Source organism: Nostoc sp. (assembly GCF_036917375.1).
Classification (GTDB): domain Bacteria; phylum Cyanobacteriota; class Cyanobacteriia; order Cyanobacteriales; family Nostocaceae; genus Nostoc.
Genome location: NZ_JBALDN010000040.1, coordinates 1 through 24,881 on the forward strand (window position 1 = coordinate 1; position 24,881 = coordinate 24,881).

The 24,881-nt window shown below is 44.8% G+C and carries 20 protein-coding genes and 1 pseudogene; 8 read left to right on the forward strand and 13 right to left on the reverse strand.

All coding sequences use genetic code 11. The features are described 5' to 3' along the window. Positions 1 to 77: 77 nt before the first annotated feature. Both V7K45_RS09315 and V7K45_RS09320 read right to left on the reverse strand, forming a co-directional pair. A pseudogene (locus V7K45_RS09315) lies at positions 78 to 341 on the reverse strand (four helix bundle protein); the annotation flags it as partial. Positions 342 to 439: 98 nt separating this feature from the next. Further along, positions 440 to 1,879 carry an NHLP bacteriocin system secretion protein gene (locus V7K45_RS09320; RefSeq protein WP_335002605.1) on the reverse strand — a complete coding sequence of 480 codons (1,440 nt, stop codon included), beginning with the start codon at positions 1,877 to 1,879 and terminating at the stop codon, positions 440 to 442. A gap of 86 nt (positions 1,880 to 1,965) precedes the next feature. On the opposite strand from V7K45_RS09320, the gene V7K45_RS09325 reads away from it, so the two are divergent. Beyond that, positions 1,966 to 2,271, forward strand: a complete 306-nt coding sequence (locus V7K45_RS09325) for an SDR family oxidoreductase (protein WP_335002808.1) — start codon at positions 1,966 to 1,968, stop codon at positions 2,269 to 2,271. A 76-nt stretch (positions 2,272 to 2,347) separates the two neighbouring features. On the opposite strand, the gene V7K45_RS09330 is transcribed toward V7K45_RS09325, so the two are convergent. Continuing rightward, positions 2,348 to 3,328 carry a sugar-binding transcriptional regulator gene (locus V7K45_RS09330; RefSeq protein WP_335002607.1) on the reverse strand — a complete coding sequence of 327 codons (981 nt, stop codon included), beginning with the start codon at positions 3,326 to 3,328 and terminating at the stop codon, positions 2,348 to 2,350. Between the two features lie 101 nt (positions 3,329 to 3,429). Beyond that, positions 3,430 to 4,230 (reverse strand): SDR family NAD(P)-dependent oxidoreductase, encoded by an 801-nt coding sequence (locus V7K45_RS09335; RefSeq protein WP_335002609.1) that lies wholly within the window; start codon positions 4,228 to 4,230, stop codon positions 3,430 to 3,432. Between the two features lie 148 nt (positions 4,231 to 4,378). Between V7K45_RS09335 and V7K45_RS09340 the strand changes: the two genes are divergently transcribed. The 5 genes from V7K45_RS09340 (at position 4,379) to V7K45_RS09360 (ending at position 10,374) form a co-directional block, all read left to right on the forward strand. Beyond that, a complete protein-coding gene (locus tag V7K45_RS09340; protein WP_335002611.1) occupies positions 4,379 to 5,725 on the forward strand; it encodes an ABC transporter substrate-binding protein in 1,347 nt (448 codons plus the stop codon). A 97-nt stretch (positions 5,726 to 5,822) separates the two neighbouring features. Then, entirely contained in the window at positions 5,823 to 6,746 is a 924-nt protein-coding gene (locus V7K45_RS09345; RefSeq protein ID WP_109008729.1) for a carbohydrate ABC transporter permease, read from the forward strand. A 1-nt stretch (position 6,747) separates the two neighbouring features. Then, positions 6,748 to 7,569, forward strand: coding sequence for a carbohydrate ABC transporter permease (locus tag V7K45_RS09350; protein WP_322645705.1), 822 nt, complete (start codon positions 6,748 to 6,750; stop codon positions 7,567 to 7,569). A 203-nt stretch (positions 7,570 to 7,772) separates the two neighbouring features. After that, a complete protein-coding gene (locus tag V7K45_RS09355) occupies positions 7,773 to 8,930 on the forward strand; it encodes an ABC transporter ATP-binding protein (RefSeq protein WP_335002615.1) in 1,158 nt (385 codons plus the stop codon). Beyond that, positions 8,887 to 10,374, forward strand: coding sequence for a mannitol dehydrogenase family protein (locus V7K45_RS09360; RefSeq protein ID WP_335002617.1), 1,488 nt, complete (start codon positions 8,887 to 8,889; stop codon positions 10,372 to 10,374). Before V7K45_RS09355 ends, V7K45_RS09360 begins: the two co-directional genes overlap by 44 nt. Positions 10,375 to 10,456: 82 nt before the next feature. On the opposite strand, the gene V7K45_RS09365 is transcribed toward V7K45_RS09360, so the two are convergent. The 3 genes from V7K45_RS09365 to V7K45_RS09375 form a co-directional block, all read right to left on the reverse strand. Next, positions 10,457 to 10,996, reverse strand: a complete 540-nt coding sequence (locus V7K45_RS09365; protein ID WP_335002619.1) for a DUF2085 domain-containing protein — start codon at positions 10,994 to 10,996, stop codon at positions 10,457 to 10,459. Between the two features lie 34 nt (positions 10,997 to 11,030). Further along, positions 11,031 to 13,142: a bifunctional arginine dihydrolase/ornithine cyclodeaminase gene (argZ, locus tag V7K45_RS09370; RefSeq protein ID WP_335002621.1), complete on the reverse strand. Its 2,112-nt coding sequence runs from the start codon at positions 13,140 to 13,142 to the stop codon at positions 11,031 to 11,033. 716 nt (positions 13,143 to 13,858) lie between these two features. Next, positions 13,859 to 15,472, reverse strand: a complete 1,614-nt coding sequence (locus V7K45_RS09375; RefSeq protein ID WP_335002623.1) for a DUF1565 domain-containing protein — start codon at positions 15,470 to 15,472, stop codon at positions 13,859 to 13,861. Positions 15,473 to 15,849: 377 nt separating this feature from the next. On the opposite strand from V7K45_RS09375, the gene V7K45_RS09380 reads away from it, so the two are divergent. Next, positions 15,850 to 16,530 (forward strand): SDR family oxidoreductase, encoded by a 681-nt coding sequence (locus V7K45_RS09380; protein ID WP_335002625.1) that lies wholly within the window; start codon positions 15,850 to 15,852, stop codon positions 16,528 to 16,530. Positions 16,531 to 16,733: 203 nt separating this feature from the next. Here V7K45_RS09380 and V7K45_RS09385 read toward each other — a convergent pair whose 3' ends face one another. The 6 genes from V7K45_RS09385 to V7K45_RS09410 form a co-directional block, all read right to left on the reverse strand. Next, positions 16,734 to 17,504 (reverse strand): Crp/Fnr family transcriptional regulator, encoded by a 771-nt coding sequence (locus V7K45_RS09385; protein WP_335002627.1) that lies wholly within the window; start codon positions 17,502 to 17,504, stop codon positions 16,734 to 16,736. Positions 17,505 to 17,751: 247 nt separating this feature from the next. Then, on the reverse strand, positions 17,752 to 20,133 hold the full coding sequence (locus V7K45_RS09390) for a phosphoketolase family protein (RefSeq protein WP_335002629.1): 2,382 nt from the start codon (positions 20,131 to 20,133) through the stop codon (positions 17,752 to 17,754). A 187-nt stretch (positions 20,134 to 20,320) separates the two neighbouring features. After that, entirely contained in the window at positions 20,321 to 20,680 is a 360-nt protein-coding gene (locus tag V7K45_RS09395) for a type II toxin-antitoxin system PemK/MazF family toxin (RefSeq protein WP_335002631.1), read from the reverse strand. After that, positions 20,680 to 20,934, reverse strand: coding sequence for a hypothetical protein (locus V7K45_RS09400; protein ID WP_335002633.1), 255 nt, complete (start codon positions 20,932 to 20,934; stop codon positions 20,680 to 20,682). Before V7K45_RS09400 ends, V7K45_RS09395 begins: the two co-directional genes overlap by 1 nt. 120 nt (positions 20,935 to 21,054) lie before the next feature. Continuing rightward, on the reverse strand, positions 21,055 to 21,786 hold the full coding sequence (gene rimM / locus V7K45_RS09405) for a ribosome maturation factor RimM (RefSeq protein WP_335002635.1): 732 nt from the start codon (positions 21,784 to 21,786) through the stop codon (positions 21,055 to 21,057). Between the two features lie 206 nt (positions 21,787 to 21,992). Beyond that, entirely contained in the window at positions 21,993 to 23,276 is a 1,284-nt protein-coding gene (locus V7K45_RS09410; protein WP_335002637.1) for a valine--pyruvate transaminase, read from the reverse strand. A gap of 467 nt (positions 23,277 to 23,743) precedes the next feature. On the opposite strand from V7K45_RS09410, the gene V7K45_RS09415 reads away from it, so the two are divergent. Continuing rightward, positions 23,744 to 24,853 (forward strand): S-(hydroxymethyl)glutathione dehydrogenase/class III alcohol dehydrogenase, encoded by a 1,110-nt coding sequence (locus V7K45_RS09415; RefSeq protein WP_335002639.1) that lies wholly within the window; start codon positions 23,744 to 23,746, stop codon positions 24,851 to 24,853. The last annotated feature ends 28 nt before the right edge of the window (positions 24,854 to 24,881 follow it).

The following is a 24,881-nucleotide window of genomic DNA, read 5'->3' on the forward strand; positions in this document are numbered from 1 at the left end:
CCAATAAGAAATCTTTGAGATGCACCACACGCTCATTTTCATTCTTGGACAATGCTTAATTTACACGACTTTCAGCCTTAACTGAACCGTATTGGGTCTAAATAGCCCACTTCTAACGCTACTCTTAAAAGACTGCGAACTTCCCCGGCAGACCCTTTGGCAATATTTAGAAAGTTTAAGTATTCTTTGCGAGAATATCGTTCAAATCCTTCTGCAATATTTGTAGGTATTGATACGCTTGCACGTCTTAATTGATCCCTTAAACCAAAGTCTCTGCTGAGTTCACCTTCTTTAGTCCTTAAATATATCTGCTTAACTAAGTCAATACCTTTTTGCCATACTCTTAAATCTTCAAAGTTTCAATTTTTTTGCTTTCCATTCCTTTTCCCTTTCCCTTTCCCCTTTCCCCTTTCCCCTTTTCCCTTTTCCCATACCCAAATTAATAAATCCCCGTCCAAGAGCGTAGCATAGGAATAATATAAGAAATCGGTGCTTTTTCTCCAACTTTCACTTGGACTGATGTAGTTGTGCCGGAAGATATTTTTAGGGCTGGGCCATCAGAGGATGACCATTTGTAGCCACTAACTGATGTAGGGTTTTCTTGGAGTTGGATAAAAGCTTGCACCTGATTTTCACCTTTACCTGCAAGACTGGCGGCAATTTCTTTATTACCAACGATCGCTGTAATATCTTGTGTACTTACCGGAAATGAAGAAATATCTGCAACGGTTCCGACAATACCACCTTCGCGCTCGCGTTTAGCAAAGCTGGGAGTCACTTGTACAGCCATCCCTGGCTTAATTTGCTTACCATCTTTATTCGCAAAATAAACAAGACTCATAAGTTTTGAATTTGGCTGTTCAGCTTCAATTGACCCCAAGCGACTACCCGGATTCATAATTTGTCCAGGGACAGCGCTCAGTTCGAGAATGTGACCATTATATTTGCTAATAATTCTACTTTCTTGAGATAATTGAAGTTCTAATTGGGCAATTCGTCGCTTTACTTCCCGAATTTGATTTGTTTTGTCAATTGATTGCTTTAAGTCTTGTTCGCGTAATTTAGTATTTTGAGTATTAATATCTTTAATTTTGGTTTTAATTTCATCAATTCTGTTGAGATTTTCTAGATATTCTCGTTGCGTAGTAGTTTCTTGGATTTCAAGATCCTTGAGTTGCACGTCAATATCTGACAGTTCACTTTGAGTATTAAAATATTCTTGTTCAGCTTGCACCAGCATATCTTGGCTGATGACATGCTGCTCAAAAAGGTGACGACGGTTATCAACCCGTCCTTTGAGAGTTTTGAGTAAGTAATTAATTTGTTGTTTGCGGGAATTAATGCTTTGGCGTTTTTGAGCGATCGCTCTTTGGGTTTGATCGCGTAACTTGGGCGCATCTTGCTCTCGGCGCAGGTTACTTTCCAAATCCATTCTCTGCTGTCCAAGAGTGATGATTTGTTGGTCAATCAGCAGCTTTTGTAGCCTATCAGTTTCTTGATTCTGGGTTTGCAGTTGTTGCAACTTTACTTGCTCTTGCTGTAGTTGCTGCTTTAGCGCTGATTGGTCGATAATACCGAGTACATCACCTTGTTTAATAATATCCCCCGCCTTGACCTTCAGAGTTAGTAACGGGCCAGAACTGGGTGCTTGAAATTCCACAACATGGTGCGGTTTAATCAAGATACCTTGGCCTGTCACCGTGAGAGGAATTCTGCCGAACACACTCCAAACGCCAGCTACAGCAACGACAAAACTTAAAGTAGATAGAGTCAACCAAGCTTGAGGCTTAACTACATTTATCGCTTGATCCAGTTGTTCTGGTGAAGATAGTCGCTCCAAGGCTTCTTGACGGAAAATGTGGCTGTGTTTTAGTTGCATTGTTCTCCTCGTTCCTGAGAGCGCCTAGAGCTTCAAGTCTTCTAGACTTCTAAGATTAAAGTGCAATCGGGGAGAACTAGGGGAGAATTAAGGAAGGCGATCGCTCGACTGCTTCAACTACCAAATGGGGTGTCGATGCCCTATCCGAAGCATTATGCCAAGAAGTCCACAAGGACAACATCCGCGTCACCATCATCGAACCTGGTTTGGTGGATACGGAAATTGACAGCCAAATTACCAATCCCGTTGCCAAACAACGGATTGAAGAACGACGCAAGTCGATTCAACCTCTGCAAAGCGAAGACATTGTTGCTGCGATCGTTTATGTCCTTATACAACCGCGCGTTAATGTCAACGAAATCCTCATCCGACCAACAGGACAAGAACACTAAAGCTAAAGGGCAGGCTTAACAGTCGCCCTTTGTTAGATAAGTAGTGTAAAATCTTTAACCTAATTCCAAGTATTTACTAAATCTTAGAAAGAATCATTTGGGCAGCAGCTTCATCGGTAATCAATCCTGTAATTAACTTGCCATGCAGAGCAGCCAAAATCGCCTCCGCCTTTTTCACACCGCCCGCCACACCAATAATCAGTCGATGAGCGGGTTGTTCGAGGGCTACACTGGCAACCCGGCTGTTTGTCCCCTGTTGCAGCAATACTCCGCGATCGCTATAAGCCCAACCTGCAATTTCTCCGACTGCTCCCAGTTCAATCAATTCAGCCACCTCATCGTCATTGATGAAGCCGTCTTGATGTAACGGAGCATTCCAAGCAATGTGGCTAATTCCGACAAAGGTTACTTTGGCTTGCTCTGCAAGAGTTTTGACGGCGACAAACGATCGCTGAGTCTGCAAAAGTTCTCGTTCTTCGATACTGGTTGCAACAACGGGAGTCGGCACTGGGTAAGCTTGAGAAGCGACGCGATCGGATAAATGCATGACCACTTCGTGGCGACCTGCACGCCCAGAATGAGACATATTCCCAATAATTGACACAATTTTATGTTGGGGTTGGTTCATTGAGGGTATCTGCTCCACCATTGTTCGCAATGTGCGACCTGATGACAACGCCAGTATACTTGGGGTTTTAGCCATCAGGTAAGCCTCTAGGTGGGTAGCAGCACATACACCAATTCCGTATAATGTATCACCATTGCCTGCGTCAGTTGGTACTACTTCACAAAGTGACAGATCAAAGCGATCGCGTAACGACTCAGCCAAAGCAATGCATTCACTCAGGGGATGATCGAGTCGAAATTTAATCAATTTTTCACTGACTGCTAGTGCCACTAAGCGTTGTGCAGCTTGCCGGGACACATTGAGCTTGACGGCAATTTCTTCTTGCGTATTACCAGCGATGTAATAGAGCCAAGCAGCATGAGCAGCCAAGTCTAATTTGCGCGCCCGAAGGGGGGTGGCATCGCGCCGCTCTAAAAAAGGTTGTCCCATATACTACCCGCAAAAACTATGTATCTGTCAAAGGTATGTTTGCATTATTTAGACTATATGCCCAAAGAAATAATCTTTGCTCAACTATTTTTAAATTTCTATTATCCCCCAGTTACCTCCAAGTTAAACCCAGTAATGTAGCTTGCCTCTTCGCTCATCAGAAACGCTACTCCATTTGCTACCTCTTCCAGGCTTCCTAAACGTCGCATTGGCACTGAATTTATCATCTGTTGCTCAACTACCTTGGGATCGGCATCAAAGTATTGTGACCCCACTGCTGCTTGCAATTCGGTTTGCCGCGTCCACATAAAACCAGGGCCAATCAACGCAGGCGAGAGTGCATTCACCCGAATGCCGTAAGGAGCCAAGTCTTTTGCTGCCGTCTGAGTAATTCCAATCACTGCAAACTTAGAAGCGGCATAAGCTAACATATTCGGCGGCCCGACTACGCCTGCATAACTCGCCATATTAACGATCGCGCCTCCACCTGCATCGCGTAGTTGCTGTGCAGCCACCTTGAGAATGTGGAAAACGCCGACAACATTGATGTTAATGACCTTTTGAAAGTCATCTTCAGGATATTCGTCAGTCTTGGCAAACACTCCTTGATAACCTGCATTATTAAATACATAATCGATCCGCCCAAGCTGCTTTACAGCGCCAGTAAAGGCTTTGGCAACATCATCACTAGATGTAACATCACAGGTAAACGTGCTAACTGGAACGTTGTACTCTTTTAATTCCTGAGCCACATCTGCTATCTTCGGTTCATTCAAATCTAACAGGGCTATTCCTGCCCCATTAGCAGCAAAACGGTGTGCAGTTGCCTTGCCAATATCTCCTGCACCGCCCGTAATTAGGATCGTCTTACCTGCAAACTGATAAGTTGCTTTAGCCGTCATAGATTCAACCTCTTATTGAAGAATTGTTGCAAATGACCGTGATGGAAATCAGATTGGTATGATTTCTATTATTGAGCTTTTGCCCAAACTTAGAGCATAAAATCCAAAATTTATTTCGTTCGGTTTTTTACTTTAAAGGAGTCATGCGATGCGTATCCACCGCTTCGCTAAAGTGCTAGCTGCATTTCTCGCTGGAGTAATGCTGGTGCATCTGCTATGTGCTTGCTCACCGCGCTCCCAAGCCGCAGAGAAAACTAAACTAACGATCGCCACTGTAAATAATGGCGACATGGTGGTGATGCAAGGGCTTTCTCGCAAATTTGAAGAAGCTAATCCCGATATTCAACTCCGGTGGGTTGTGCTAGAAGAAAATGTGTTACGCCAACGCACAACTACAGATGTTGCAAGCCAAGGTGGGCAGTTTGATGTCATGACCATTGGTTCTTATGAAACACCAATCTGGGCTAGACGGGATTGGTTAAGACCCTTGGATCTAGGCGCAAACTATGATGTAAATGACCTGCTAAAGCCCATACGAGAAGGACTTTCCAATAACGGCAAACTTTATGCCGTGCCATTCTATGGGGAAAGTTCCATGCTGTACTACCGCAAAGACTTGTTTGAAAAAGCCGGGATTGCGGTTCCTCAACAGCCAACTTATCCCCAAATGAGAGAATGGGCAAGCAAAATCCACGACCCAGCGCATGGGGTTTATGGAGTTTGCCTGCGCGGAAAACCCGGTTGGGGTGAAAACATGGCATTTGTTTCCACATTGGTTAATACCTATGGTGGACAGTGGTTTGATATGAAGTGGCAACCAACGATCAATACTCCAGCTTGGAAAGAGGCGATCGCTTTTTATGTCGATCTGCTCAACAAATACGGGCCGCCGGGAGCCAGTTCCAATGGATTTAACGAGAATCTGGCATTATTCTCGACTGGTAAATGCGGTATGTGGGTAGATGCAACCGTTGCTGCGGGGTTGTTATCCAATCCGAAAGAATCCCAGGTTTATGACAAAGTTGGCTTCGCCCGTGCGCCAATTGAAAAATATCCCAACGGTTCAAATTGGCTTTGGGCTTGGGCGTTAGCGGTTCCAAAAACCTCAAAATCACCCGAAGCCGCGCAAAAATTCGTTGCTTGGGCAACATCAAAGGAATACATTCAACTGGTTGCTAAGGAAAATGGCTGGATTGCTGTACCACCAGGGACTCGAACTTCCACTTATGAAAATCCCAACTATCGAAAAGCTGCACCCTTTGCAGAAATCGTGCTGGCAGCAATTCAATCTGCTGATGTTACCCATCCATCTGCACAACCAACTCCTTATAAGGGAGTTCAATACGTTGATATTCCAGAATTTCAGGCGATCGGTTCTTCAGTCGGACAAACTTTGGCGGCAGCGTTGACCAATCGAACTTCAGTAGACCAAGCGTTGCAGCGATCGCAGAAATCGACTGAACGTTTCATGAAACACACGGGTTATATCGATTGAAATGGGGCATTGGGCATGGGTAAAAAGAGCCAATGCTCAACTACAAAACATTCAGAATCCAAAATCTAAAATCTAAAATCTAAAATTCCTTTAGGTTATGTCTTCTTCATTAGCGGTAAAACCTCAACACGAAACGCCACCTCCCACCAAGCAACGGACTACGCGGCAAGTATCAACCTTACCTCTGGTTGCGCCTTCAGTCGTTCTCCTACTGCTGTGGATGATTGTGCCTCTGGTGATGACCGTATGGTTTTCTTTTCAGCGCTATAACTTGCTGAATCCAGATGCACGCAAATTCATCGGGATTGAAAATTTCACTTTCATCCTCAGTGACTCAGCTTTATGGACATCGATCGCTATCACAATAGTTTTGGTTGTTTCTGTTTTAGTAATCACAATTGGTCTAGGTACATTACTAGCAGTACTATTTGACCAAGACTTTTATGGTCGTGGAGTGGCGCGGGTGCTGGCAATTTCACCATTTTTCGTGATGCCCACAGTTAGCGCCCTAATCTGGAAAAATATGCTCATGCATCCAGTGAATGGGCTGTTTGCTCAAATCACCAGAGGTTTGGGTTTAGGGGCGATCGATTGGTTTGCTAGTGTTCCCTTACTTGCCATCATTATTATTGTGTCCTGGGAATGGCTGCCCTTTGCGTTGCTGATCTTGTTGACTGCAATTCAGTCACTCGATCGCGATCAGTTAGAAGCTGCGCGGATGGATGGCGCAAATGCGATCGCTCTATTTCGTTTCGTCATGCTACCGCATCTGAGCCGCGCCATTTCTGTGGTTGCCATGATTGAGACAATTTTCTTCCTGACCATCTTTGCCGAAATCTTTGTCACCACAGGCGGTGGCCCAGGACTTGCAACCACTAATCTAGCTTATTACATCTTCTTAAAAGCCTTGCTGGAATTCGATGTTGGCGGTGCTTCAGCCGGTGGATTAATTGCCGTAATCCTTGCCAACATCGTGGCAATCTTTTTGATGCGTAGTGTTGCTCGTAATTTGGATACCTAACATGGCACGTAAAACCTCGAAGATTTGGCTATGGACATTACTCGGCTGGCTTGCCGCTTGCATCTTATTTTTTCCAATTTTCTGGATGTTTCTCACCAGTTTCAAAACTGAAGTAGCGGCAGTTTCAACTCCCCCGCAGTTATTTTTCCGCCCGACATTGGAGAATTATATTGCCATCCAAGACCGAGCAAATTATTTTAATTATGCGTTTAACAGCGTAGCGATTTCCCTTGGATCGACTATAGTCGCGCTGCTGCTTGCTGTACCTGCCGCCTACGCAATGGCATTCTTCCCAACCAAACGTACCAAGGGCACTTTACTCTGGATGCTGTCCACCAAAATGCTGCCACCCGTTGGTGTGCTAGTGCCAATCTACATTTTGTGTCGCAACGCCGGACTGCTGGATACTCACATCGGTTTGATTATCATTTATACCCTGATTAATTTGCCAATCGTCGTTTGGATGATTTACAGCTTCTTCAAAGAAGTTCCCAAAGAAATTCTCGAAGCCGATCGCATGGATGGAGCAACCACACAGCAAGAACTTGTGCATGTGTTGTTGCCATTAGCAGTACCCGGAATTGCATCCACAGCCTTGCTTTCGATTATTTTGTCATGGAACGAAGCATTTTGGAGCTTGAACTTGACAACAGCAGATGCCGCACCACTTACAGCCTTTATTGCTTCCTTTTCTAGCCCTCAAGGATTATTTTGGGCAAAACTTTCGGCAGCATCAACACTAGCGATCGCACCCATCCTAATCTTCGGTTGGCTGAGTCAACGACAGTTAGTCCGAGGTCTGACTTTTGGTGCTGTGAAGTAGAAGGCAGGCACTCTTACAGCTTTGCGTAAAATCTTGGCGAATTGAGGTTTTAAATTTAAACGCATAGGCGCTTCGCCTTCCCGTAGGGTAGGGGCGCAGAGGTAAACGCAAAGGTACGCAGAGAATTTGCTACGAATTAATTAAATGTTGCACCTCTACGTCTGTGCGTGAGAAAAACTTAAACTCATTAATGGAAACATTTTATGTCAACAGTTGCTTTAAGAAATATCCATAAAACCTACGCTGACACAGAGATCATCAAAGGCATCGATCTCGATGTGGGCGATCGCGAATTCGTCGTCTTCGTCGGCCCCTCCGGTTGTGGAAAATCAACCTTACTCCGCATGATTGCTGGACTAGAAGAAATTTCCTCCGGCGATTTACTCATTGATGGACAAAAAGTCAATGATGTACCACCCGATAAACGTGGTTTAGCAATGGTGTTTCAAACCTACGCCTTATATCCCCACATGACAGTGGCAGAAAATATGGCCTTTAGCCTCCGACTTGCGGGTATGCAGAAAGCCCAGCGTTATGAAAGAGCGCGTGAAGTCGCTCGTATCCTACAACTGGAGCCACTTTTGAACCGGAAGCCCAAAGAACTATCAGGAGGACAACGGCAACGTGTAGCGATCGGTCGTGCTTTGGTGCGTAATCCCAAAGTATTTTTGTTTGACGAGCCACTGTCCAACCTGGATGCTTCATTACGAGTCCAGATGCGGATTGAGCTTGCCAGTTTACACGACAGCCTGCAAGCCACCATGATTTATGTTACCCACGATCAAGTTGAGGCAATGACCCTTGCCGACAAAATTGTGGTGTTGCAAGGCGGCATCATCGAACAAATGGGTTCTCCCCTGGAACTGTACCATCATCCCCGCAATCTATTCGTTGCCGGATTTATTGGTTCGCCGAAAATGAACTTTATTTCGGTGACAGTTTCAGCCGTCAACGACTCTGGGGCAACAGTCAGACTCCCTGGCGACGCAACCGTAACAATTCCGGTGAAACCCAAAACCCTCTCAGTTGGGGATAGAGCAACATTAGGGATTCGTCCCGAACATCTGCGGCTCGATCAAAGCAACCCAAGCGTGAATGGTGAAGTATTAGTCGTAGAACGATTAGGCGGAGAAACCTTTCTCTACATCAAAATTGCGGGTGGCGAAACCATAGTTGTGCAAACAGACGGAGATAATCCAGCCAATATGCACGATTATGTTCCGATTTACATTAATGGTGAGCTTTGCCATTTATTCGATCGCGACGGTGAAGCCATCCCCAAAGTTCATCGTCACCACCTAACCCAGAATGAATCCCATGAACAGCAATATCAGCACAGGATCAGCAATCAAGCTGAATGAAGCATCTCTGTCTCATTTAGGAAATAATATTCGCGTACCCAATTACGATCGCCATCAAATTACTAACGGTATTGTCCATATCGGTGTGGGTGGGTTCCATCGCGCACATCAGGCGTTATACCTGGATAATTACTTTCATCAAAATCCCGGTAGTGAATGGGGAATCTGCGGAGTTGGGCTACTAGAATTCGACAAACGAATGCGGGATGCACTGAAATCACAAGATTGTTTGTATACCTTAGTTGAAAGATCCACAGAAGGCGATCGCGCTCGTGTAATTGGAGCAATTACAAAATATTTGTTTGCCCCAGATAACCGCCAAGCTGTAATTGACACCTTAGCAGATCCCAAATGCCGCATCGTCACCCTCACCATTACCGAAGGAGGCTATTACTATATTGAAGGTAGCGGTGAATTCGATGCCAATCACCCGACAATTCAATACGATTTGCAGCATCCCGACGAGCCAATTGGAGTATATGGCTTTTTAACAGCAGCCCTTAATCGCCGCCACCAACAAGGAATCGCACCGTTCACCGTATTGTCCTGCGACAATCTGCAAGGTAACGGCAATATTGCCCAAAAAATGTTAACCGCATTTGCCCAAATGCAGAATTCAGAATTAGGGGGTTGGGTTGCCGAACAGGTAGCTTTTCCTAACTGCATGGTCGATCGCATTACCCCTGCCACAACCCCAGCCGATATCAAAATGGTGGCGGAACAGTTTAACATCGATGATGCTTTTCCAGTTGTTGCCGAACCGTTTCTTCAGTGGGTAGTCGAAGACAATTTCAGCGCAGGTAGACCTGATTGGGAATCAGTTGGCGTCCAGATGACGAGCGATGTTCATCCCTACGAGATGATGAAAATCCGGTTGCTCAACGCCAGTCACTTGTTGATTGGCTATCTTGGCTCCTTGGCAGGTTACACCTACGTTCATGAGGTCATGGCCGATCCATTAATTCGGCAAGCCGTCGATCGTTTGATGGCAGAGGTTACGCCGACACTCCAACCTGTACCTGGGATTGATTTGGACGATTACAAAAAAACCTTAATTGAACGCTTTGCCAATCCCAAGATTCGAGATCAACTCCCGCGTCTTTGTCTGAATAGCTCCGCTAAAATGCCAAAATTTGTTTTAGGCTCAGTCCGTGACGCGCTGCATCAAGGAAGTCCAATTGATTACATGAGCCTAACGGTTGCTGCTTGGTTCCGTTATCTCAATGGAAACGATGACCAAGGTAATACCATTCCTATTGATGACCCAATAGCAGGTACTCTGACACAACTAGCTCGTACCAGTGGCTCCGATGCCAAACCATTACTCAACCTCACTGAGATTTTTGGCGATTTGTCCCAGTCACCGCTTTTTGTTGATGCAGTTACGAACCATTTAAGCAGGTTGTATCAGTTTGGAGCGAAAGAAACATTAGCCCGATTCTGAGAGAAAACTTAAACAAAGGTGAAAGCCGTTAGCTAAATCTTAATCCTTTGCCCAGAATTTAAAATATTTTGGGCTATTTTATCTATTTTTTTTGGCGTTGCACATAACGTAAGCTAGTTTTAGCACCATGCCACCCGTGTAAGATAGGCATGGTAAACAATCCCCACGCCAAACCTGTAATTAACCCAAAAGGCGTAACCAGATAGTTATTAAAATTCCACAAACCGAAAACCTGCGCTGCCAATTCCAAAGGATAAGCCATCATCAGCACACTGGCGATCGCCACACCATTCCAGCCATACTGATTTAACCAGTAAAATCCTTTACCACCAGTTATCCCATACAGCAGACGAGTAATCAGCAAACCCGTTACAGTGCCATAGCAGCGCATACACACAGCCATAATAAACGGTGGTGCTAAATCTAACCCCATATCTGGTTGCGGACAGACATGATTACCCATGAAATAAATGATGTCCGCAATCCCAGGAAGGAAAGACACTCCAGACGCAGCCAAAAAAGGAGCGATAGGCGGGCCAAAAACCATCCCTACCAACAAGAAATCAGCTATAAAACTGACCCAATTAATCTGCAACTCTTCACTGAAAGCTACTCTTGTCATCTCCCTTTGTCTGCGCCTTTACGTCTACGTTTTCTTAACCTACCTTATTTACATACGGACTTGTCAACTTATCCAACTGCTGAATCAACAGACTGAGGAATAATCCCACATCTGTCACCACACCCACCGATTCTACAGAACCGCGATCGCTTAACTTTGTCACTACAGCTGGATTAATATCCACACACACCATCTTCACCCCCGCCGGAGTCATATTACCCACCCCAATTGAGTGCAGCATCGATGACAACATTAAAATCATCTCTGCACCTTCTAGGTGCTTGGCATATTGCTCCTGTGCTTGAATCAAATCCATTACGGTATCAGGCAAAGGCCCGTCATCCCGAATGGAACCCGCAAGCACAAAAGGTACATTATTGTGGACACATTCATACATGACGCCACTTTTAATTGCTCCCGCCTCCACAGCTTTGGGAATGCTGCCATAACGACGGATACTATTAATTACCTTGAGGTGATGGCGATGTCCTCCATGTACGGCGACACCCCGCTTCATATCCACACCCAAGGAAGTGCCCATGATATTTTGCTCGATGTCGTGAACTGCGATCGCATTACCACCCAGCAACGCCTGTACATATCCTTCTCGAATCAGTTGCGCCAAGTGTTCGCCACCACCAGTGTGAATCACCACAGGCCCAGCCGTGACAACTACTTTACCCCCAGCATCGCGGATTTTACGCAATTCCCAAGCCACTTGCTCAACGACTAATTCCACGCGCCGTTCGCTAGAAACTCCCGCCGACATAAAGCTGAATTCTTGGGTACTGCGGAGTTCGCGCGATTCAGTTTTGCGGATGGTGCGGATACCTAATACGTCTACAATTACTTGTTCGCCAACTTTTAAATCGCGGAGTATTTTACACCGAGCAACTAAACCTGTGGGAGTTTGAGTAATGGCGATCGCACCATCCATCCGTTGATTTTCTACCTTCACCCACTGACCATTAATTCGCACTTCGGTGGGATAAATGGTACTGACGTAGAAATCATCAGGCGCAACGCCATCTTGAATTACCGGCTCCAGTTTGGCATCTCGCTCATCATGCGGTAAATCGACAGCACCCAAATCAATCAATCGGGAGATAATTTCTTCCATCACCTCATGGGATGGTGCTGATACTCTCACCTCGGCAGCTGAAGTACTTTGCCGTTGTTCTCCCAAGTTGAAATTCAGGACTTTGAAACTTCCGCCGGCATCTATAATCAAATCCAAAGCCCGGTTAATTAAGCCAGCATCTAACAAATGTCCTTCCATGCGAATGACACGGCTTTCTACCGAGACATTGGCATGAATTTCATCTCTAACTGGTTCTGTAACCCGCAAAGTTAAGCATTTAGCTGCACCACCAGCTTTGAGAAATTCAGTGAGTGGCGTTTCCAGCACTTGGAAACCTGCATTTGCAAGGCGGGTTTTCAAAGCATCACTCGTCTTGTTCATGATGACAATGCTATCCACATTCACCGCATTACAAGCGAAGTTGACTGCATCAGCTTCTTCAATTGCGATGCGCTTTTCTGATGCGACTCGCATTTCAATTAAGCGGTTGGAGTAAGAATCGAAAGCGCCGGGATAGTATAGCAAATAGCCATTTGTCAAAGGACAAAAGCAGGTATCTAGGTGATAGAAACGTTCGTCTATTAATCGTAGAGATAGCACCTCAATATCCAGCCATTTAGCTAGATAAGGGTGTGAATCTAATTCCGAGCGGAAACCGTATCCTGCCCATAACCAGCGTCCTTCCCGATCTAGCAGTGCGTCTCCTGCTCCCTCAAAGGGCAAATCTTTGGGAAGTTCATTGACTGTATAACCATTTGCCTCAAACCATTGCTTGAAGAAAGGCTCCTCTCCCTGACGTTCCTTGTGCAAAAAGCGACTGAGGACGACATTATCGCCCAGAACCAAGCCAGCATTGGCGGTAAAAACCAAATCAGGCCAGCCTTTTTCAGGTGGTACTAAATCGACAATGGCGTGTTGTTTGAGGATTTGATGTAGTCCCTGCCACTGTTCCACGGCGCGATCGCGCGATGATTTGTGAATATTCCCTTCCATCCAAGGATTAATCACATAGTCCACGTCGTAGTGGTCAGGAGGGCACATTAAAAAGCGAATCCGGGAAGTCATAAAAATCTTACAAGCGTTTTATATGCTACAAGCTTACTTTGAATACAGATTTTCGTTTCTTTACAAGTAAAATCTGCTACTAGAGCTTCTATCTTTTGATAGTTGAAGACTTTACAAGCCTTCGTTATCAATTCTATTACTGGAATATGGTAATAATACCAATTCAAAATTAAGAAAGCCTGATTTAATTTAGGTTTTCAAGAAAGTGGAGCAAGTAAAAACAGCAAGTCAAGGTATGCTAATAACAAGCAACTAACCATCATATTAGGCAAGTACAGTCAAGCGAACGCTCATTTTCCCAGCGTTCGCTTTTAACTTTTCACCAACACCTGTGGCTTCTTGGTAGCAAAAGCCCCCACAAGTCCTAGTACAGCAGTGGGATTTGGGCGAACAAAAAACTCTTCAATCGCGGGGCGAAGTCTTGAAAATGCTGTTCCATGTATGGGTTGAGTCTGCCACTAGTGAGTTCAGCTAAAGTCTTCATTGCGGGGAGCAAAGTCAATTTTTTTAACGTAAATGCAAAACTGCCGTAAGCTAATGCAAAGAATGCATACTCCTACGGAAAAGCAAGCTACGCGTTGGGTTTCGTAGAGAAGAACGTAAAGAAAGAGAAGGAAGAAATGCTTAACTCAACTGTATTGTCCTATAAATAATTTGCTCCTCTGCCCCCTGCCCCCCTACTCCCCTGCTCCCCTGCCCCCTGCCCCCTGCCTCCCTCAAGCAGTCACTATATAAGACGAATTGATCGCTGCTACACGACCAGCATCTACCAAAGCTTGATACACTATCGCTGCTACCTCAGCACGTGTAGCATCGCGGGTAGGATTGAGTTGTTTCAGATTTGGGTAATTGACGATAATTTCTTTGTCTATAGCTTTTACTACCTCATCCTTAGCATATTCAGGAATCTTAGCTTGGTCATCGAAAACTTTAATAGTTGCCGTACCATCACTAGATAACCCCAGTCCATTTACCAGAGAGACAATCACTTGCACGCGCTGGATATTTTTGTTGGGACTAAAGGTATTGTCGGGAAAACCAGAGAGAAATAAACCTTGATATGCCTGCTGAATGACCTTGGCTGCCCAGAAGTCTGCTGGTACATCTTTGAATTTGATCGCTGCACGGCTTGGTGGTGGATTGAAAGCTTTTACCACTATTGCTGCGAATTGTGCCCGTGTCATTGTCGCATCGGGTTTAAATGTGCGATCGGGAAAACCATTAACTATCCCCAATTTGACTAATTCCCGAATAAACCCACCTGCCCAATGATTTGCAATATCAGTTAATTCAATAGTAGGTGTTGGGGTTGGCGTTGGCGTTGGGGTTGGGGTTGGAGTTGGAGTTGGAGTGGGTGTCGGTGTTGGCGTGGGTGTCGGTGTTGGTGTTGGAGTTGGCGTGGGTGTCGGTGTTGGAGTTGGGGTTGGCGTTGGCGTTGGCGTGGGTGTCGGTGTTGGAACCGAACTATCTGCAAACTCTATGTTTCCGGCGACTTTAGACGTATCTATTTTATTTCCTAGAGAAATCAGCTTGTTGGAACTGACATTTTGCAAATCAAATTTACCGTTATTGCGTAGAGTATTGCCCCCCGGATTATTGATACTACCGATATCTGGTAGAGCAGTTCCAATTACTGTGATCCCATCATCAGTGTTATTTTCACTGACATTATTACGTAATACGGGGCGGGCACTACCAGAGATGACAATCCCGGAACGGTTTTCATAAATTCTGTTATCTCGAAGGATGGGTGATGCAGTATCACTAATGGCAATGCCAAAACCTGTTTTGAAGTAGGTATTATTTTCAATTTGACCTTTAGAATTTTTAGCGATCGCAATTCCATTCGCTGCATTCTCACTGAACACATTACCTAAAATCACAGGGTTAGCATCCCCTGTAGCGAATACTCCCTCCCGCTTATTATTGATGAAGGTGCTATTAGCAACAGTAGGGGCAGTTGATTCAATCCAGACACCACTACCACGGCTAGCCAAATTTGTTACAGTTACTCCCCGCAGTTCTGCTTTATCCAGCAGTACAAAAGTGACATTCTGACCAGCAAAAGTACGGCTCAGATAGGTACCACTTCCTTCAATTAAAATACCATTGCCCTTATTGGCTTCATTACCCACCACTGTCACGCCAGATGGAATCGTTAGCGGAAAGACTTCACCGCTAGCAGCATTGTAATTACCGTCTGCCAGTTGAATCTTGGTATCAACAGTAGCTACCTTAAGGGCTTGCGTAATAGTTTTGAATGGAGCTTGTTGGCTACCTGGGTTGTTATTGCTGCCTGATACTGGATTTACGTAAAAAGTTTGAGCCATATTTATACTTGGATAAAATACATAGCTATCCTAGCGCTAACTATGAAAGTGAGTAGCCTTTGATGCATTAAGTAACTTTAAGTACTTCTCTCTACAAAGTTAAATAATTATGTAAATGCTTTTGGGTTTCACTAGTACTCAACTAGCCGAAAATTGCTAATTTCAGCAAGTTATCTTAGCAAAGTGTTAGAAGGAGCGATCGCACTTGCTTGTTGTTGACGTGTCGCTGCAATTTATATAACGATCCTGGCAGTAGGGTTAAGAGAAGACGCAAAGCCGGGTTGTGCATTAGTTATTGATTTACAATATGCAGGGCATTTAGTAAAAATAGCTCCGCACGAAAAGTTTACAAATGATACGTTTAATAGTGGAAAAATATGACTAAGCTCATTTTAATTACAGGCATAAGCAAAGGTCTAGGTTATGCGATGACCGAGCGTTTTATTCAAGAGGGACATACTGTTATTGGTTGCGCTCGTTCATCAGATGCTATCCAGAAAATAAGCCAGAAGTTTAGCGCACCTAACGATTTCACATCTGTAGACGTAGCAAATGAACATCTTGTAGAAAAATGGGCAGAACGTATACTTCACAAATATGAACCGCCAGATATAGTAATTAATAATGCGGCAATTACTAATTACCCAGCACCTTTGTGGGAAATACCATCCGAAGATTTTTCCGATTTAATAGATATCAATATCAAAGGAGTAGTGAATATAATTCGCCATTTCGTACCAGCAATGGTGAAAAACAAACGGGGTATTATTGTTAACTTTAGTTCTGGCTGGGGACGTTCTACTTCACCCCAAGTTGCACCATACTGTGCTTCCAAGTGGGCAATAGAAGGATTAACTCGTTCTTTGGCACAAGAATTGCCGACTGGTATGGCAGCTATACCCCTCAATCCAGGGATCATTCATACAGATATGCTCTCTATTAGCTTTGGAGAAGAAGCTGCTAATTATACACCCGTGTCAGATTGGGTATTGAAAGCTGTGCCATTTATTCTCAAGTTGAAACCCAAAGATAACGGGATTCCTTTGACTGTACATTAGACTTCTTGGCATTTGTCGGGAAAAGGGGAAGGTGGGGCCCCCTCTGGGGAAAAGGGGAAGGTGGGGTCCCCTCTGGGGATAAGGGGCGGGGGGAAGGGGAAAAAGTTCTGTATTGTCCCCTTCCCCTTTAACCTTTACCCTTTTCCCCAAGAGTGCAAAAAGCACAAATGCCAAGAGGTCTATTAACGTGACGACAAGTCTATTTAACCTCTCCCCGCCTCCTGCCTCCTGCTCCCATTTTCGAGAGCAGACTGGCTCGGTACGCCAAGCAATCGAGCGTATTCCCCTTTAATCATCAAATAACATTCGCAAGATGTATCTTCCAAGCCTGACCGATTCAGGATGGCGATCGCTCCTCGCTTGTAGCGAATCATTCCGGCTCGGCTGAGTCTACCTGCTACCTCCGTAACACTAGTGCGACGACAGCCCAGCGTCTTAGCAATATATTCCTGAGTTAGCGCGAATGTATCTGATTGTACACAGTCACCGATGAAGAGCAACCAACGAGCCAGCCGTCGTTCTATAGTGTGGAGGCTGTTGCAGGCGAGTGTTTGTGTAACCTGAGCGAATAGCCCATGAGTGTAATGCAACAGCAAACTTTGAAGCTCTCCACCTCGGTTAAACTCGGCTTGGAGCAACTCTGTCTTCATCATCATCGAGCTGCCTGTAATCTGCACAAACGCAGTTGTATTTGTAGTGTTACTGCCCCAAATTACAGGAACACCTACCATGCCATCATTGCTCACTATGCCAGCTTCGACTGTCGAGCCATTTTTCTGGGTACAGATCAAAGAAACCATTGAATGATGGGGAAAATAGACGTGTGTTATTGGTTCATTGGCTTTGTAGAGGATTTGCTTAACTGAAAGCTCGACTCGCTCTAGATAGGGAACTAGGCGTTGATATTCAGCCTCTGAAAGAGCAGCAAGGAGCTGATTTTCTATTGGTAGATGAAGTTGGTTAGATACTGACATGAAGAACCTACAAGTGCAACTGTTCTTTTAAAAGCAACTGATGGCAACTTGAGATAAGCCAGTACTAGTCCCAATATGTCAAAAGGTGGTTTTTTATCCAGAAGTTGTAAATTTCACAACTTAGAACCCTAGATTAAATCGTATTTTAAGAAAATTGTAATTCAGTACCAATTTATTACAGTAATTCCTTAAAAAGCGAGAAGCAGGGAGAAGAGTTTCCCCTCTGCCTCTGTATCCTCATTCCCTTTTAATAGGGCCACTTCCAATCGCGAATTTCTGGCATATCGTCGCCGTACTTCTCAATGTAATGTTTGTGTTCGATCAGCTTATCTTGCAACTGCTGTTTGACATAAGCTGCCCTATATCCTAGCTTTGGTACGCGATCGATTACATCCATCACTAGATGGAAGCGATCTAGCTCGTTAAGCACAACCATATCAAAGGGAGTGGTGGTGGTTCCTTCTTCCTTGTAGCCACGCACATGCAACTGATCGTGATTAGTGTGGCGATAGGTTAAGCGATGAATCAGCCAAGGATAGCCATGAAAGGCAAAGATAATGTGTTTATCGGTAGTGAAAATCGTGTCAAAGTCTTTTTCACTTAAACCGTGCGGATGTTCGCTTTTTGGTTGTAGTGTCATCAAATCGACTACGTTCACTACCCGCACCTTTAACTCAGGGAAATGCTGACGCAGAATGTCCACAGCCGCTAAAGTTTCTAAGGTGGGAATATCCCCAGCACAAGCCATCACTACATCTGGTTCGCCGTCTTGGTCGTTACTTGCCCATTCCCAAATACCGATGCCTTTGGTGCAGTGCTTGATAGCAGCATCCATATTTAGGTATTGCAATGCTGGTTGCTTTCCGGCAATGATGACATTGACATAGTTGCGGCTTCTTAAACAATGGTCAGTTACCGATAGCAAAGTGTTGGCATCGGGGGGCAAATACACGCGAACGATTTCTGCTTTTTTATTAACTACATGGTCAATAAAACCGGGGTCTTGATGAGAGAAACCGTTGTGGTCTTGCCGCCAAACGTGAGAGGTGAGTAGGTAATTGAGGGAAGCAATTGGTTTGCGCCAGGGAATATGTCTGGTAGTTTTCAGCCATTTGGCGTGCTGATTGAACATCGAGTCAATGATGTGGATGAACGCCTCATAGCAAGAGAAAAACCCGTGGCGTCCGGTGAGGAGATAGCCTTCTAACCATCCTTGACAATTAGTTTCGCTGAGAATTTCCATCACTCGACCATCGGGGGAAAGGTGGTCATCTTCCGGGAGGATCTGGGCTGCCCAATCCCGGTCTGTGACTTCTAGCACAGCGCCCAAGCGATTTGAGACCGTTTCATCGGGGCCGACGATGCGGAAGTTGCGGCTTTCTTGGTTAAGTTGTATGATATCCCGGAGGAAAATTCCTGCAACTTGGGTAGCTTCAGCGATCGCTTGCCCTGGTTTGAGAACATCTACGGCATACTTTTGAAAATCGGGCATCTTCAGGTCGCACAGCAGAAGACCGCCGTTAGCGTGGGGATTGTCACCCATGCGTCGATGACCTTTGGGAGCCAGTTCTGCTAGTTCGGGAATTAGTGTGCCGTTAGCGTCGAAGAGTTCTTCTGGTTTGTAACTCTTCATCCAATCTTCTAGGAGTTTCAGATGTTCTGGCTGTTTGGCGATGTTGCTTAAGGGAACTTGGTGCGATCGCCAATAACCTTCCGTTTTTTTACCATCAACTTCCTTTGGCCCTGTCCAACCTTTGGGGGTTTTCAAGACAATCATCGGCCATTGCGGACGTTTGGTGAAACCATGTACGCGGGCTTCTCTTTGGATGCTTTGAATTTCAGCGATCGCTATATCTAGAGTCGCCGCCATCTGCTGGTGGACATCTGCGGGATCGTCACCTTCGACAAAGTAGGGCTTGTAGCCGTAGCCGACAAATAAGCTTTCTAATTCCTCATGGCCGATCCTTGCCAATACTGTTGGATTGGCAATTTTATATCCATTCAGGTGCAGGATCGGCAGTACAGCCCCATCATGCACGGGGTTAAGAAATTTGTTGGAATGCCAGCTAGTTGCTAAAGCACCTGTTTCGGCTTCACCGTCACCCACAACAGCCGCAACGATCAAGTCAGGGTTATCAAAGGCAGCACCAAAAGCGTGGACGAGGGCATAACCTAGTTCCCCGCCTTCGTGGATCGAACCAGGGGTTTCCGGCGCAACGTGGCTAGGAATCCCACCAGGGAAAGAGAACTGTTTGAAGAGTTTCTGGATTCCTTCAGCATCTTGGGAGATGTTGTGATAATACTTGGTGTAAGTGCCTTCTAGGTAGGTGTTGGCTACTAGTCCAGGGCCACCATGACCAGGGCCAGCAATATAGATCGTGTTGAGGTCATATTTTTTAATGACCCGATTCAGGTGAGCATAGATCAAGTTCAGCCCTGGTGTTGTTCCCCAGTGGCCTAAAAGTCTGGGTTTAACGTGTTCCAGCTTTAACGGTTCTCTCAGTAGCGGATTGTCGAGTAGATATATTTGCCCAACCGAAAGATAGTTAGCTGCACGCCAGTAGGCGTTTATCTTACGTAATTCTTCATCTGTTAAAGGCTTTGTTTGTAGAGGACTGGCTAATGTCATTGCGACACTCCATTACAAAAGGATTTGGACGGATTCACCAGTATGTAATTCTACTTATTTTTAAAATTATGGCCATCTAACCGATGATGAACTTTTTCAGCCTTTGTGACTAAATTCCTTGGTTTTGGGCACAGGATGGAAAATCATGTCTACTATGGGCTACATCTAAAGCTATTAATTAACACTATCAATCGGCATTTTCTTCGTCATAATTATCTAGTTGTAAAGTGTAATCTAATGCCACTTTTAGCATTAATAAATAATTAGCAGAAAGAGTTCCTAATTTTCGGATTAATCGCTGCCTATAGATAACAACTATTTGATAAGAAAGTACCACTGACTCTTGCGTTAAACCGCCTTCACCTGAAGGTATGACAATTGTACCTGGTATAATAGCGCGTCGCAAATTAGTGGTTAAAGGAACTACTACAGATGTTGTTGTAAACTGAGCTAGTCGATTTCGCTGAACAATAATAACTGGTCGGATACCTGCTTGCTCTGAGCCTCTACTCGGATTCAAATCAGCTAAATAAACATCTCCTCGCATCAAATTGCGTCCTCTTGCTGAAGCTGGGAGAGATAATCAGTTAAAACGGATTCTGCAAAAGCTAAATCTTCATTAGCAAACTCAGTTTTCAGTGCAGCAGCATCGACATCAGAAATAGCATCCCAATGCTGAGTTAGTTTTTTTTTCTGGAGAGAGATAGCAAAATCTAATACTTCTTCTTGACTAGACTTGGGCAATTGGGACAATATTTCTAGTAGTTGCTTGTGAATAGTTGCTGTTGGTTTTTCTGGCATTGCCACATTTCCTAGATTGATAAATAGAGTATGTACTCTAATTTTTTCATGCTTCAAGCTTTGCTTTATCTTGAACTGTTGAGTACAGCAAAACTAGCTAGAGACAGTTCAATTAATGACCTAATTATTTATTTCTAATAACCCAGGCGGCGGCGTGATTTCAATGCGATTAGATTTCAAGTCTACTACTGGTGCGATCGCTTCCACAAATGGAATCAAAACAGTCTTTTGCTTTTTGTCAGTAGCAAATGATTCATGCAATTTGACTTCTAACAAATCATTCCCAGCGGGGATGATGTCTACCACTGTACCCACGAGTTCGCCAGATGCTTGCATGAAGACTTCCAAGCCAATCAAATCGAGGACATGATATTCATCTTCGCTTAATTGGGGGCGATCGCTTGCTGGCACCATTAACGTACAACCGCGCAACGCCTCCGCCCGATCGCAATTTTCCACGCCAGCTAATTTGATTACATACAAATTTTTGTTACTGATATAACGTCCTGTTAATAATTCGATTGGTTGCGGTTCTGTGTCACCTGAACACAACAACCAACGTTTTCCCGGCACCTCAAATCTTTCAGGAAAGTCCGATACAGGATAAACCCGTAATTCTCCAGACAATCCTTGAGGGGCAACAATCTTGCCAATTTCTAGCCAATCATCAAGATTGGGAACTGGGGATTGGGTACTGGGAACTAAGGGTTTGGGATTAGGGGCTGGAGATTGGACATTTTGAATTTTTGAATTTCCTCCTAGTCTCTTGCCTCTCTGTCTCTCTGCCCCCCTGCCCCTCTGCCCCTCTGCCCCTCTACCTCCCTTCTCTTTGTTAGCTTCTTCGTGTTTCATTTCCATTTTCCCTACTAGTACAACACGGCGGAAATAAACCACCCCTGACGCTCGAAGACTCGCTAACGCTGCGCTAACGGGTAACGCAGTTCCTCATAGGGGGAACCCCCAAGATGAGACTGCCTCACCATTCCAAATTAATGAAACGCTTACGCTGTATTCATTTTTAATTTTTAATTTTTAATTTTTAATTCCGCCTGGCGCTACTAGGCAGTCACAGCCGCACCTTTATAAGCTTCTTCAGCCACTTTTGCTAAACGTTGCATAGCAGTGGCTATCTCTTCATCTGTACCAGTGAGGCTGATGCGGAAACATTGGTGCTTGTGCGCCCACTCTTCGTCTAAACCGGGGAAGAAGGTACTTCCAGGGACAATAATCACACCTACTTGCTTAAGTTGCTGATAAAATTCCCAGTCACTCATGGGTAGATCCTGTAACCACAACCAAGCAAAAATTGCTCCTTCACCGCGATGGAGGAACCAAGGTAAATCCTTGGGCATCGCTTGTTCTAAGCTGGTTTCTAAAACGGTAAATTTCTTTTGGTAAAAGGGACGGATGACAGTGTGGGAAATTTCCACTAAAGCGCCAGAATTGATTGCATAAGCTGCGATCGCTTGGCCGTAACGTGAAGAATGGAGACTCATGTTTGCCTGAAAACACTCCAGCACTTCAATCCACTTTTCATCCCCAATGGCAATACCAATTCTTTCTCCTGGTAATCCGGCTTTCGATAAACTCATACAGTGGAGAATGTTATCACCAAAGACTGGTGTCATTTCGGTAAAGTTTAATGCTGGGAAGGGAGGCGCATAAGCCGAGTCAATTAACACGGGTAAATTGTAAGGCGCAGCTAGGGCAGCAATCTTTTTCACCTCATCATCGGTAAGGACGTTACCAGTAGGATTACAGGGGCGAGAGAAGAGAACACAACCCGTATTTTCTGTAATCGTAAGTTGGCTGAAGTCGGGGCGATATTTAAATCGGTGGGCAGCTGCATCAATATCGAGAGTTGGTTTGTAGGCAGTTAAGGCTTTTGGAACTAAGCAGATACCGCCATAACCTGTGTAGTCAGGGCTGAGGGGTAAAACGATTTGTTTTAACTCGCCGCTAGGGGTGTAGCCACCGAAGGTATTAGCAGCGTAGAAGTAGAGGGTTTGACTACCGGGGGTGATCAGGATATTGCGATCGGTTAATTTTAACCCGTAGCGTTTGTTAAAGTCGTTGGCGATCGCTTCAACAAATGGTGCATAGCCCTGACTTGAACCGTAGCGGCAAACTACCTCACCATATTCTGGACTAGCCAAAAGCTGTGCAGTGCAATCCCGCCATAATTGCTCTACCTCTGGCAAAATCAACGGATTACCAGCACTCAAATTAATAAACTGCTGCCCTGCACCTGCTCGTAATGTTTCGATAATATCCTTCATGATTGCTCTGACGCCGGTCAGGTTGGACATTTGAGCGCCAATTTGAGTTAGGGCAGGGTTCATAAGCTGTGACAAAATATATTAATTGAGGGTGGACAAATTATTTGGGGTTTGCTGCTGACATCCAGTTTACATCGTTGCCAAAACAGCTGTTGCCGCCTTTAACCAATCTAGCGAGAGAATGACATTTTAACAAAGGTAATAATATTTATCGTTCTAGCCGCGATCGTGCTTAGTAAATACGATGAAGTAATACAAAAGTTTATCATGCGTTTAATATTTATCAGGGAGTGGAGAGTAAACAAGGGAATAGGCTACAGGTTACAGGGTAAAGATTATTTCTTGCCTATCACCTGTCACCTCTCCCCTAATCCTAATGCCCAATGCCCTTCAGGAGTGCTGAGTGCTGAGGTGTGAATCTCACTTATTTACTCGGAACTCAGAATGGGCTAAACGCCTCGCTTCCGCTAACGGAACTGTTTCGCCCAATGACAAATGACAAATGACAAAACTATACAGGAGCGCTGACATTGGAAGTTAAAGCAGCAGTAGCTTACAGTGCAGGTAAGCCATTGACGATTGAAACCGTTCAACTATCAGGGCCACAAGCCGGCGAAGTCTTAGTTGAAGTGAAAGCAAGCGGGGTTTGTCATACTGACGCCTTTACCTTGTCTGGTGACGATCCCGAAGGTTTGTTTCCAGCTATTTTGGGACATGAAGGTGCTGGCGTGGTAGTGGAAGTAGGCGCTGGTGTCACCAGTCTCAAACCAGGGGATCGTGTAATTCCCCTTTACACTCCCGAATGTCGTCAGTGCGAATATTGTTTGAGTTTCAAAACTAATCTCTGTCAAGCCATTCGCCTAACTCAAGGACGCGGTGTGATGCCCGATGGCACTAGTCGCTTTAGTATTGATGGGCAAATGATTCATCATTATATGGGTACATCCACTTTTGCTAACTATACGGTGCTGCCGGAAATCGCCTTGGCAAAAATTCGGGAAGATGCTCCTTTTGATAAAGTTTGTTACATTGGTTGCGGTGTGACTACTGGTATTGGTGCAGTCATAAATACTGCCAAGGTGGAACCTGGAGCAAATGTTGTGGTTTTTGGTTTGGGTGGTATTGGCTTAAATGTCATCCAAGGAGCGCGGATGGTAGGGGCAAATATGATTGTCGGGGTAGATATTAATCCCAACAAACGCGCCTTGGCGGAAAAGTTTGGTATGACGCACTTTGTCAATCCTCAAGAAGTAGAGGGTGATTTAGTTCCCTATCTGGTTGATTTAACAAAAGGCGGTGCTGATTATAGCTTTGAATGTATAGGTAATGTTAAATTGATGCGTCAAGCATTAGAATGCTGCCATAAAGGTTGGGGCGTCAGTGTGATTATTGGTGTTGCTGGTGCTGGGCAAGAAATCAGTACTCGTCCTTTTCAATTAGTAACTGGGCGCGTTTGGAAAGGTTCAGCTTTCGGTGGTGCTAGAGGGCGTACAGATGTGCCAAAAATTGTTGATTGGTATATGGAAGGTAAGATAAATATTGATGATTTGATTACCCATGTGATGCCCATTGAGCAAATTAATGATGCTTTTGAATTGATGCACAAAGGTGAATCAATTCGCAGTGTGGTGACTTTCTAATTCGTAATTCGTAATTCGTAATTCGTAA